Here is a 12,045-nt window from a genome sequence, read left to right as displayed (position 1 = left end):
TCGTCATCCTGAACTTGTTTCAGGATCTCTTCTTAAAGAAGCTGAAACAAGTTCAGCTTGACGGTCTCAGAATTCTATAAATTCCTAACTGCTTCTTTAAATTGTCTTCCCCTGTCCTCATAATTTTCGAACAAGTCGAAACTAGCACATGCCGGGGAAAGCAATACATTATCACCTTTTTCAGCAAGTTTATAAGCCATCTGTACCGCTTCGCTCATGGAAGTGGTTTCTACCATTGTTTCCACGATATTCCCAAAAGAAGCTTTGATCTTTTGGTTATCTACCCCAAGGCAGATAATTGCTTTTACCTTTTCGTTTACCAATGGAAGAAGGTCATCATAAACATTCCCTTTATCCACACCACCAACGATCCATACAGTTTCAGACTCCATGCTTTCTAACGCATAATAAGTAGCATTTACATTGGTAGCCTTGGAATCATTAATGTAGAGCACATTATTAATCTTCAGCACTTTTTCAAGGCGGTGTTCCACTCCCTGGAAATTCGACATACTCTCTCTTATCGTTTGCTTTCTAATACGGAGCAGTTGCGATACCGTGGCCGCAGCCATGGCATTCTTAGCATTATGTTTGCCTTGAAGGGCAAGTTCTGATGTTGGCATAGTAAACTTGGTGTTATTAATTGTTACAACAATATTTTCATTTTCTATAAATGCGCCGTTTTCAATTTTCTTCTCTATTGAAAATGGCAGTTTTTGAGATCTCACCGGATTCTTTTCAAGCCAGTCCGTAATATTTTTATCGTCTGCATCGTAGATGAAATAATCATCTTCGTTTTGATTCATCGCAATCCTGAATTTCGAAGCGATATATTTCTCCAGTTTATAATCATACCTATCCAGGTGATCCGGAGTGATATTCGTAAGGATCGCTATATGCGGTCTGAAATCTGCGATTCCATCCAGCTGAAAACTGCTTATCTCCAGCACGTGCCATTCATGGGTTTCTTCAGCCACCAGCTTGGCATAACTATTCCCAATATTGCCTCCCATTCCGGAATCTACCCCTCCTTCTTTCAGCAAATGCTGCACAAGGCTGGTCACCGTTGTTTTACCATTACTACCGGTAATTCCAATCACAGGAACTTCAGAAAACCACGAGGCGAACTCGATCTCAGAAATTACCGGAATTCCTTTTTCTCTCAACTGCACTATCATTGGTGCAGTATCAGGAATACCAGGACTTTTCATCACCACATCTGCATCAAAGATCTTCGACTCGGTATGCTTTTCATCTTCCCACTCGATCTCAATATGTTTAAGAACTTCCTTGTATTTATCCTTGATCTTTCCTTTATCTGAAAGGAAGATCTCATACCCGTTTTTCTTCGCGAGAATTGCAGTTCCAATCCCGCTTTCTCCACCGCCCAGTATCGCTATCTTCTTACTCACAATTTCCTGCTTATCGAACCTTCAACGTAACTATGGTTAGAATAGCCAGGAAAATCCCAACGATCCAGAACCTCACTACGATCTTACTCTCATGTTTTCCTTTCTTCTGGTAGTGGTGATGCAATGGTGACATCAGGAAAATCCTCCTGCCCTCGCCGTATTTTCGTTTGGTAAACTTGAACCAACCCACCTGCATTACTACCGAAAGGTTTTCTATTAAAAAGATTCCGCATAAAAGCGGGATCAATAATTCTTTTCTTGTAGCGATCGCCAGAACCGCAATAATTCCTCCTATGGTCAAACTCCCGGTGTCACCCATAAAAACCTGGGCAGGAAAAGTGTTATACCATAAAAATCCAACCAGGGCACCCGCAAAAGCTGTAATGAAAATGGTCATCTCTCCAGAACGCGGGATATACATGATATTCAGGTAATCTGAGAAAATGATGTTACCAGATACCCAGGCAAATATGCCTAATGTCAATACGATTATTGCTGAAGAACCCGCGGCAAGACCATCGATACCATCGGTTAGATTGGCACCATTAGAAACAGCCGTCACGATAAAGATCACGATAGGAATAAAAATAAGCCAGGCGTAATTAACTAATGACGGGTCGATCCAGCTGATCAGGCTCGAATATTCAAATTCATTATTTTTTACAAAAGGGATAGTAGTACTGGTATCCTTTACTTCCGGGCCCATATCTACCACCTCAGCACGAGCAATAACATCTTCTGTAGGATTGGTTTCGGTCACTACCTCCTTGGTGGTGATCTGAGGGTGAAAATACATGGTACATCCAACGATCAATCCAAGACCAATCTGACCTATCACCTTGAATTTCCCTTTTAATCCTTCCTTATCCTTTTTGAAGGTCTTGATATAATCATCCAAGAACCCGATGACTCCCATCCAGATAGTAGTTACGATCAAAAGGATGACATAAATATTTTCAAGTTTAGCGAAGAGCAACACAGGAATAAGTGTCGCCACGATGATAATAATACCACCCATGGTTGGAGTTCCAGCCTTTTCAGACTGACCTTTTAATCCCAGGTCACGAACGCTTTCGCCAATTTGTTTTGCTCTTAAATAATTGATGATCCTCTTACCGTAGATCGTGGAAATACCCAGCGATAAAATGATCGCCATGGCAGACCTGAACGACAGGAATTCAAACAACTGCGCTCCCGGCAACTGATACTGTTCTTCCAGAAATTTAAATAAGTAATACAGCATTATTTATCCAGTTGTTTTAAAAATTCGTTCACGATCTTGAGATCATCAAAATCGAATCGCTCTCCGTTTACCTCCTGGTAAGTCTCATGACCTTTACCGGCAATTAGAATAATATCATTAGGTCCCGCCATTTGGCAAGCTGTTTTAATAGCCTGCTTCCTGTTGGTAACACTCATTGTTTTTTTAAAGTTCTGCGGTTCTACTCCTGCTTCAACATCTGCAATGATCTTTTCAGGATCTTCGGTCCTGGGATTATCGCTGGTAAAGATCACCTTACTGCTTAATGCAGAGGCGATATTCCCCATGATCGGTCTTTTGGTAGTATCCCTGTCACCACCGCAACCTACCACCGTAATCAACTCTTCGTTCTTAGTACGGATGCTGTTTATAGTTTCCAATACATTTTTCAATGCATCTGGAGTATGCGCGTAATCCACGATAGCAGTGATCTTATCATTTTCAGAGATCACATATTGAAACCTCCCACTAACAGAATTCAGTTCACTAATAATGCGCAGGATCTCCATGGTTTTCAATCCTAAAAGATCTGCCGTGGCATAAATTGCCAATACATTGTAGGCATTGAAACTTCCAATCAGTTTGGTCCACAGCTCCTGACCTTTTATTTTCAGAAGTAATCCTGTGAAATTATTTTCGAGTATCTGCGCTTGGTAATCTGCGTAAGATTTCAGCGCGTAGGTATATTTTTTTGCTTTTGTATTCTGAAGCATCACCGGCCCATTCTTGTCATCGGCATTGGTAAGCGCAAAGGCAGAAGCAGGCAGCTCATCGAAAAAGCGCTTTTTTACATCGCGATATTCCGCGAAGTCCTTGTGATAATCCAAATGGTCATGAGAAAGATTGGTGAATATTCCGCCTGCGAATTTGAGAGCGGTAGTTCTATGCTGATCTATCCCGTGAGAGCTTACTTCCATAAAGCAGAATTCCACTCCAACATCGTTCATATCCTTCAAATAGGAATTGATAGTTATAGAATCTGGAGTAGTTCTTATAGCAGAATGCTCTTCAGTCCCTACCATTACTTTCACTGTAGAAAGAAGACCGCATTTAAATCCGGCCTTAGAGAACAGATCGTAAAGCAAGGTCGCAATGGTCGTTTTACCATTGGTTCCTGTAACTCCAACAAGTTTCAATTTTGAAGAAGGTTCATCGAAGTAATTGGCAGATATATAGGCCAGAGCCTTTTTAGTATCTTCAACTTCAATGTAGGTAACCCCGTTTATTTTATTTTCAGGAATCTCCTCGCAAACAACTGCAAGAGCGCCCTGATCTTCAGCATTTTTAATAAAGTCATGTCCATCAGACTGAGTTCCTCTAATGGCCACAAAGACATCATTAAGCTTCACCTTCCTGGAATCGAAATGTATATCGTTAATGGTCACACCGGTATCCCCGGCAACCGCCTTCATATTCACCCTGTAAAGTATGTCCTTTAATACTTTCATTAACTCAATTCCAATTTTACGGTTTGCTTATTCTTAAGTTTTTGTCCTGCAGATACAGACTGTCTTTTTACGACACCTCTGCCGTTGAACTTTACCTCCAGACCAAGATTTTCAAGGATAGAAATAGCGTCCATGGCTGGCATTCCAGTCACGTCTGGCATCAATAATTTTTCGTCCTGTATCTTGGTGTAGTATTTTTCGAAATCTGTTTTTACCTTGTCATCGTTCACTTCAAGAGACTCCAGCTCATCCATCACCGGAGTATCTGTATAGATCTTTCTGGCGATATCCTTAAAGACCGGAGCTGCCACAATATTCCCGTAATAACCTTTTCTTCGGTTCGGTTTATGGATTACCACTATACAGGAATATTTCGGATTTTCCGCTGGGAAATAACCCGCAAAAGATGCGATATATCTTCCCGGCTCTATCCAGTATTCGGTCTGGCAGGTTCCTGTTTTACCAGCCATAGAAAAGTTTTCAGTATAAATATTAGCAGCCGTTCCTCTTTCCACGGTTTTCTTCATCATCGCTCTCACCTTCTTCGCGGTTTCCACGGAACATATCGCAGGATTCATCACCTGTTTTTCCATGGTAATGATAGGCTTGTCACGATCTTTCACTTCCTTGATGAATCGTGGTTTTATCATTTCACCATCATTGGCGATAGCATTATAAAAAGTAAGCGTTTGCAGAGGTGTTATGGCCACGCCATAACCAAAGGCCATCCAGGGAAGGCTTAAACCATTCCAGCTTTTGTCTTGTGGGTGAGGAATTCGGGGGGATCCCTCACCCTTGATTTCAAGACCAATTTTCTGGTTAAGTCCCATTGAATAAAGTCGATCAACAAATTTTGAAGGATTGTTCTTGTATCCTTCGGTGATCATTTTTGTAAATGCGGTATTCGAAGAAACTTCAAATGCCTTAGCAGCAGAGATCTTACCATAGCCACCATGATGAGAATCTCTCACCGGCCTTCCGTAAAATCTAACCACTCCTTTTTCTGTATCTATAACCTTGCTGGTATCTACCACCTTGTCTTCCAAAGCAGCGACCATAGCCATTAATTTAAACGTTGAACCCGGCTCATGAGCTTCATAGACCGCGTAATTCCTTTTTTCGAAATAAGTACCATCCTTGGTTCTGCCAAGATTAGACATGGCTTTGATCTCCCCGGTAGCGGTTTCCATCACCACCACGGTTCCATGATCTGCCTCAAAATATTCCAGTTGTTTTAATAAGGAATGATGGGCGATATCCTGGATGTTCACATCTATGGTAGAAACCACATCATAACCATCCCTCGGCTCCATTTCATTATTATCACTTATTGGCTTCCACTGTCCTTTGGCGATCTTTTGTTTTAACCTGCGGCCGTCTGTACCTCTCAAATAATTACTGAAAGCACCTTCCAGACCTACCCGGGTAAAATATCCGTTTTCATCCCTTCTTTCATAACCAACGGTTCTCTCACCCATTTTCCCAAGCGGATGTTCACGAACGGTACTTTGCTCGGTGATCATACCTCCTTTATAAGCTCCCAGATTAAACATTGGAAACTCTCTCATCTTCATATAATCTGAATAACCAAGGTTTCTGGCAATTAGCACATATCGTTGCTTATTCGCCCTGGCCGCTCTTAATTTCTGAGAATAATAAGAAGCAGGTTGCCCCAGCATCTTTGAAAGTTTATCTGATAACGGACCTATATTTTCTTCGAAGTTCTTATCTGAAACAGTTACTGCATCGAACCTTACATCATATTTAGGAACAGATGTCGCCAGAAGATTGCCGTTTACATCGTATAGATTCCCGCGGTTTGCCGGAATTTTGAAGTTCTTTAGAGTGCGCTCTTCAGCCAATTCCTTATAATGTTCACCGTGAACAAACTGAATATTAAGCAATTTAACCCCTACTGCTATCGCAAAAATAAAGAGACAGCCAGCCACGAAATACATACGATTCAGGATGCTTTTTTCGGTTGTAGCCATTTTTGGGTTAGTCTTTTATTATCACTCTTATTTTATTGGGTGGGGTCTCTGAAGGCCCTATCCCCTTTTCTACCATTTTTTCGGTGATGGTAGATTCCATTTTCACTCTCATCAATTTTGATCGCCTTTCTAAAAACTCACTTCTCAACTCCAGCACCTCTTTATTCAGTTTTGCGATCTGATGTACTTTTTTCTCGGCATTGTGTGAACTTGCGATCATCACAATAGCCAGTATGGTACAGAACACTATGAACCTCCAGTTCTTTACAGCATCTTCGCTGATAAGAAAATTCGCTTTCAGTATGTTATAAAAACCTCTTTTCATGGACATTTATAACTTTCTCGCCACTCTTAGCTTAGCGCTTCGTGCGCGATTATTCTGTTTGATCTCTTCCTTGGAAGGAACGATCAATCCATTTACTTTTTTGAACGGAACAGATATATTTCCATACATATCCTTTTCCGGCTCCCCTTCAAACAAACCACTCCTTATATACCTTTTCACCAACCTGTCTTCCAGGGAGTGATAGGAGATCAAACTCAACCTTCCATCGGGCTTGATAATCTCTTCTGTTTGCAGTAAGAACTCTTTAAGAACTTCGATCTCCTGGTTCACCTCTATCCTTATTGCCTGATAGATCTGCGCCAGGATCTTATTTTCCTTTCCTTTAAATAATAAAGGCTTCAATAATTCATTTAGTTGCTCACTGGTTTCGATCGGGTTGTTCTTTCTTTCTGAAACAATCGTTCTAGCCAGTTTTGGAGCGTTCTTTAGATCGGCATATTCGTAGAACAATCTTTTTAATTGTTCTTCGTCATATTCGTTGATCACCTCGTAGGCGCTCAACTTATCACCCTGATTCATCCTCATATCCAGTTTCGCGTCGAACCTGGTAGAAAATCCTCTTTCAGCTTCATTGAACTGATGCGAGGAAACTCCAAAATCACCAAGGATACCGTCAACTTTCTTTACCCCGTAAAACCTCAAAAATCGTTTCAGAAATCTGAAATTTTCATTGATAAGGGTAAAACGCTCATCATCGATCTTATTCTCCAGAGCATCCTTATCCTGATCGAAAGCATAAAGTTTTCCATTAGGCCCCAGCCTTTTTAAGATCTCCCGGGAATGCCCTCCTCCACCGAAGGTTACATCCACATAGACCCCATCAGGTTTTATATCTAAACCGTCAACAGATTCTTTTAAAAGAACAGGGTTATGATACTCCATCAAAATCATCGTTACCCATCACTTCTTCAGCCAGATCTGCAAAATCATCATCTGAAGAATTTTCGATGGAATTTTCATACTTATCTTTATCCCAAATCTCCACTATATTAATAGCAGAGGAAAGCACGATCTCTTTCTGGATTCCGGCAAATGCTACCAGATCTTTTGGAATAAGCAATCTGCCATTAGTATCAACCTCAACGGTCTTAACTCCGGCAGTGAACCTTCTAATAAAATCGACATTTTTTTTCTTGAACCTGTTCAGTTTGTTCATTCTGCTCATTAGAACATTCCACTCGTCCATAGGGTAAAGCTCAAGGCAGTTTTGGAAAACTGCACGCTTAATAACAAAACCGCTCTGCATCATGGGAGCTAATTGCTTCTTCAACGCTGAAGGCACCATTAAACGGCCTTTCGCATCGACTTTGCATTCGTATGTCCCAATTAAATTTATCACGGTTAGGTATTATAGAGCCAAATATATTGAAAATATTACCACAATTTACCACTTTTTACCACAATGTTGATAAGTTTTACCACTGTATGTAATTGAAAACCTTTGAAATAGCGCTATAGGCTTAGGATTCAGTATTTTGAAAAACGGTGGGAATTTGTGGATAGAAGCATTAATAAAACCAGCTGTTTATAAATTTCCCACTTCGCATAAAAGCCTTTGCAGTTACTTAAAAATGATTATACTTGTATCGAAATCGCTATATTTGCGATTGCTAACCGCAAAGGCTATCAATGAAAGATCACTTAAGGCAAGAGGGAAAATTCACATATCTTGAGAAAGGCGAAGGAACACCAATTGTCATCCTTCACGGACTTATGGGAGGCCTCAGTAATTTTGATGGTGTAATCAATTACTTTCCGGAAAAAGAATACAAAGTTCTTATACCGGAACTGCCACTATATTCTATGTCGCTTTTAAAGACAAGCGTAGGTACATTCGCTAAATACCTGAAAGAATTTATTGATTTTAAAGGCTACGAAAAAGTGATTCTTTTAGGGAATTCCTTGGGCGGGCATATCGCTTTACTGGCAACAAAAATGTTTCCGGAAATTGTAGAAGCATTGGTGATCACAGGAAGTTCTGGACTTTATGAAAATGCCATGGGCGAAAGTTACCCAAGGCGCGGCGATTACGACTTTATCAAGAAAAAAGCGGAAGCAGTTTTTTATGATCCTGAAGTTGCCACCAAGGAGATCGTAGACGAAGTATACAACACTGTAAGCGACCGGAATAAACTGGTAAAAACCCTGGCCATAGCAAAAAGTGCGATTCGCCATAATATGGCAAAGGATCTTCCAAAAATGAATACTCCTACCTGCATTATCTGGGGAAAGAACGACACGGTTACTCCACCCGAAGTTGCAGAGGATTTTCAGCGCCTTTTACCAGATTCAGATCTTTACTGGATAGATAAGTGCGGGCATGCTGCGATGATGGAACATCCAGATGAATTCAACCAGTTGCTTCATGAATGGTTGAAAGAACGAAAGATCTAAAACAGCTCTTATGAAAATCAAGACGGCAGAATTTGTGGTAAGCAACTCCAAAGTTGATCAATGCCCAAACAGCAGCCTTCCAGAATACGCCTTTATTGGCCGAAGTAATGTGGGAAAATCATCCCTCATCAACATGATCACGGGAAGAAAATCCCTTGCAAAAACTTCAGCAAAACCAGGTAAGACACAATTGATCAATCACTTTTTGATCAATGATAACTGGCACCTGGTAGATCTACCAGGATATGGATATGCCCAGGTCTCAAAATCTACCAAAAGGGTATTTCAGAAATTCATTACCGCTTATTTCGAGAAAAGAAAGCAGATGATCTGCGCTTTTGTCCTGATAGATTCCAGGCACAAACCACAGCCAATAGATATGGAATTCATGCAATGGCTTGGAGAGAACGCAGTACCGTTTTGCATCATATTCACCAAAGCCGATAAACTAAAACCGAAGGTTTTAGAAGAGAACATCGAGAATTACAAAAATGAAATGCTGGAAACCTGGGAAGAAATGCCTCAGTATTTTATTACCTCAGCCACTACAAAATTAGGTCAGGATGATGTTCTGGATTATATAGAGGAAGTGAACGAGCAGCTGCGGAAATCCTAGTAAAGCTGCATTCTTTCTTTTATCGTCTCCATTAAAACATTGAGATCGTCGATCTCTGAAAATTCATTTTTGGAAATAAACACTTCCAGGCCTTTATCGGTCTGAACAAGGACTACCGGAAATTCAAATTTATGCCCGAATTTGGAGGCATAAGCTTTCAGGAATTCGTCTTTATGAAGAAAATCGGTTTCAACATCCAGGCTTTGCCTGAAACTTTTCCATTCCTTCTTCTCCTCCATCAAACCATAAGTGAGCTCACAGAGTTTACAGGAATAAGAAGATGGATTCACTACTTTTTGTAATGAATCCATCAATGCATTGAGCTTGCCAGAATCGGCATTATATACAAATATCAGTTTTTGCACTAGCTCTTTTTTATTTCGGTCTTTTCAGCAAAATAATCGCAGAAATCCTTCATGGTATCGCGCATCTTATCGTCCTGTGTAGCTCTAAAATAAGTATCGCTCATAGAAACCAGCGTTTGATGGAAGAACTTCTTCATCTCATCTACCGGCATCTCTTTGGTCCAAAGATCGATCCTTAAAGTTTCCTGGTCTTTTGAATCCCAAACTGAAAGCATCAAAGCTTTAGCATCTTCCTTGTAAACATTACCATCTTCTGCACTCCAGGTAATATTTTCCGGAACGTGATTTTCATCGGTAACTACCTCTATATTTATTTCAGATTTCTTGAATTGAGACATTATTTCTTCGGTTTATAGTTCGCTTTATTAAAAATTTCTTCTGCTGAAGTGTTCAGCATTGTTTTGATGGAAACATCATTCTTCTCCATATAGGCTCTCACAATATTCCAGCCAATATACTGCCCCACCCTTGCCGGCGATTCTGAATCCAGTTGCAAATAGAATTTAGAAAAAGGTGCTGGGTATAGGAACCTTGTATATAACTTGGAATCTGTATCAAAAATTAGCTCGTTTTCTATGAAATATCGCCAGATCTGGTCTTCATTAGATTTCACCCATTCCAGTTCATCATCACTGTACCCGATCTTTTCGGCATCAGACTTAAAAGGAATGAACCTGTCTTTTAAATACAATAGTTTCCCATAATAGATCATATGAGACAGAAATGTTCTTGAATCGGCCTTGGGTACATATTTTTCAGCAATTTCTGCAGCAGCATCAGAAACGATCTGTTCTTTTCTGAAATTCTTCTTTAGAAATTCCTGAATACCTATATAGAATTTATGCTCTGGGCCCAGATAGGTATCCAAAGCAACAAACAGATATTCACCCGTATAAATGGTCTTGTTCTTATAATCTACTTCTGAAGTTACCGTGATCACATCTGGCACCTGGAAATCTGGAAAATAATATTTCACGTGCTGGAAGAGACTATGCAACTCATCATTCTCTTTAGTGAATTCTGAAAACACTTTATTGATCTCTGCTTCGATCTCCTGCTGAATAGTATCATTCAATTTCTGCACCCACAAACTATCTGGATATTGTTCAGGAAAAAGAAAGGGATATTCAGCTTTTAATTGCGGCAAATTCTCTTCGCTGGTTTCGGCGAATTTTTGGTCAAATCTAATCAGCTCAAAATTGGCATCCACCTTTTCGATCTTAGCTTCGGTTTCAGATTTTTTGTCGCAGGAAAAAAGACTAATGAGTAGTATAATAAACCCTAATTTCTTCAGCATAGCTTTCTATTATGAAGGCTTTAACGCCTGTGCCTTTCAAAAATTGGCTTTAAGTATTAGATTTGTGTGGCAAAGGTATTACTTACAAACTAAATCACCCAATATTATGCGGATCGAAAAAGTAGCTGACCATATTATTAACTGGCTTAAGGACTATGCAACCAAAGCCAATATGAATGGATTTGTAATTGGAGTTAGCGGCGGAATCGATTCGGCAGTAACCTCTACCCTATGTGCAAAAACAGGAATGCCTACGCTTTGCCTGGAAATGCCGATACACCAGGACAAGAACCAAATAAGCAGAGCCAGGAAACACATAGAGGAGTTACAGCATAATTTTGCCAATGTGAGCAGCCTTGAAATAAACCTGACCCCGGTATTTGAAGAGTTTAGAAAAGGCATGCCTCAGCATCGTGAGACCACAACCCTCGATCTTAGCCTGGCTAATTCCCGTGCAAGATTAAGAATGACCACTCTATATTATTTCGCCGGCCTGCATAAATATCTTGTAGCCGGAACAGGAAATAAAGTAGAAGATTTTGGTGTAGGCTTTTACACAAAATATGGTGATGGCGGAGTAGATCTAAGCCCAATTGCAGACCTGGTTAAAAGCGAGGTTTATGAACTGGGAGAGTATTTGCATATTATAGATGAGATCATGCAGGCTCCTCCTACAGATGGTCTTTTTGGTGACAGTAGAAGTGATGAAGATCAACTTGGAGCATCTTACGACGAATTAGAATGGGCCATGAAAAGCAAGGAAGATGGCAAAACCATTGATGATTTTGAAGGCAGAAAGAGAGAAGTCTTCTCCATCTACAGCAGACTGAATAAAGCCAACCAGCATAAAATGCATCCGATACCGGTTTGCGAAATCCCCATTCACCTGAAAAAATAGACATCTTGTCGAATAAA

At 40.3% G+C, this 12,045-nt stretch carries 13 protein-coding genes; 3 read left to right on the top strand and 10 right to left on the bottom strand.

Features of this window, described 5'->3' with window-relative positions; all coding sequences use genetic code 11:
• Window positions 1-74 precede the first annotated feature (74 nt).
• From murD to mraZ, 7 genes are read right to left on the bottom strand one after another with little or no spacing between them, the layout of a single operon-like run.
• Complete coding sequence (gene murD / locus C8P64_RS12140; RefSeq protein WP_108172354.1) at window positions 75-1,412, bottom strand: UDP-N-acetylmuramoyl-L-alanine--D-glutamate ligase; 1,338 nt, start codon at window positions 1,410-1,412, stop codon at window positions 75-77.
• A gap of 10 nt (window positions 1,413-1,422) precedes the next feature.
• The gene (gene mraY / locus C8P64_RS12135; RefSeq protein ID WP_108172353.1) at window positions 1,423-2,655 is read right to left on the bottom strand and encodes a phospho-N-acetylmuramoyl-pentapeptide-transferase; all 1,233 of its coding nucleotides are present in this window, start codon (window positions 2,653-2,655) and stop codon (window positions 1,423-1,425) included.
• A complete protein-coding gene (locus C8P64_RS12130) occupies window positions 2,655-4,121 on the bottom strand; it encodes a UDP-N-acetylmuramoyl-L-alanyl-D-glutamate--2,6-diaminopimelate ligase (RefSeq protein ID WP_108172352.1) in 1,467 nt (488 codons plus the stop codon). Before C8P64_RS12130 ends, mraY begins: the two co-directional genes overlap by 1 nt.
• The gene (locus C8P64_RS12125; protein WP_108172351.1) at window positions 4,121-6,112 is read right to left on the bottom strand and encodes a penicillin-binding protein; all 1,992 of its coding nucleotides are present in this window, start codon (window positions 6,110-6,112) and stop codon (window positions 4,121-4,123) included. Before C8P64_RS12125 ends, C8P64_RS12130 begins: the two co-directional genes overlap by 1 nt.
• Window positions 6,113-6,119: 7 nt before the next feature.
• A complete protein-coding gene (locus C8P64_RS12120) occupies window positions 6,120-6,437 on the bottom strand; it encodes an FtsL-like putative cell division protein (RefSeq protein WP_108172953.1) in 318 nt (105 codons plus the stop codon).
• A gap of 6 nt (window positions 6,438-6,443) precedes the next feature.
• Complete coding sequence (gene rsmH / locus C8P64_RS12115; RefSeq protein ID WP_108172952.1) at window positions 6,444-7,340, bottom strand: 16S rRNA (cytosine(1402)-N(4))-methyltransferase RsmH; 897 nt, start codon at window positions 7,338-7,340, stop codon at window positions 6,444-6,446.
• Window positions 7,327-7,797, bottom strand: coding sequence for a division/cell wall cluster transcriptional repressor MraZ (gene mraZ, locus C8P64_RS12110; protein ID WP_108172350.1), 471 nt, complete (start codon window positions 7,795-7,797; stop codon window positions 7,327-7,329). The genes rsmH and mraZ overlap by 14 nt, the downstream gene beginning before the upstream one ends.
• 290 nt (window positions 7,798-8,087) lie before the next feature.
• Between mraZ and C8P64_RS12105 the strand changes: the two genes are divergently transcribed.
• Complete coding sequence (locus tag C8P64_RS12105; RefSeq protein ID WP_108172349.1) at window positions 8,088-8,852, top strand: alpha/beta fold hydrolase; 765 nt, start codon at window positions 8,088-8,090, stop codon at window positions 8,850-8,852.
• 10 nt (window positions 8,853-8,862) lie between these two features.
• Entirely contained in the window at window positions 8,863-9,468 is a 606-nt protein-coding gene (gene yihA / locus C8P64_RS12100; RefSeq protein ID WP_108172348.1) for a ribosome biogenesis GTP-binding protein YihA/YsxC, read from the top strand.
• Here the strand turns inward: yihA and C8P64_RS12095 are convergent.
• From C8P64_RS12095 to gldB, 3 genes are read right to left on the bottom strand one after another with little or no spacing between them, the layout of a single operon-like run.
• Window positions 9,465-9,833 (bottom strand): GTPase, encoded by a 369-nt coding sequence (locus C8P64_RS12095; RefSeq protein ID WP_108172347.1) that lies wholly within the window; start codon window positions 9,831-9,833, stop codon window positions 9,465-9,467. The genes yihA and C8P64_RS12095 overlap by 4 nt on opposite strands.
• Window positions 9,833-10,171, bottom strand: coding sequence for a gliding motility protein GldC (gldC, locus tag C8P64_RS12090; RefSeq protein ID WP_108172346.1), 339 nt, complete (start codon window positions 10,169-10,171; stop codon window positions 9,833-9,835). The genes C8P64_RS12095 and gldC overlap by 1 nt, the downstream gene beginning before the upstream one ends.
• On the bottom strand, window positions 10,171-11,130 hold the full coding sequence (gene gldB / locus C8P64_RS12085) for a gliding motility lipoprotein GldB (RefSeq protein WP_108172345.1): 960 nt from the start codon (window positions 11,128-11,130) through the stop codon (window positions 10,171-10,173). The genes gldC and gldB overlap by 1 nt, the downstream gene beginning before the upstream one ends.
• A 106-nt stretch (window positions 11,131-11,236) precedes the next feature.
• Here gldB and nadE point away from each other — a divergent pair, with 106 nt between their 5' ends.
• Window positions 11,237-12,028, top strand: coding sequence for an NAD(+) synthase (gene nadE / locus C8P64_RS12080; RefSeq protein ID WP_108172951.1), 792 nt, complete (start codon window positions 11,237-11,239; stop codon window positions 12,026-12,028).
• Window positions 12,029-12,045 lie beyond the last annotated feature (17 nt).

Source organism: Christiangramia gaetbulicola (genome assembly GCF_003054225.1).
Taxonomy (GTDB): Bacteria; Bacteroidota; Bacteroidia; order Flavobacteriales; family Flavobacteriaceae; genus Christiangramia; species Christiangramia gaetbulicola.
Note: the sequence above shows the minus strand (reverse complement) of the source record. Positions and strands in the feature narration are given on the sequence as shown.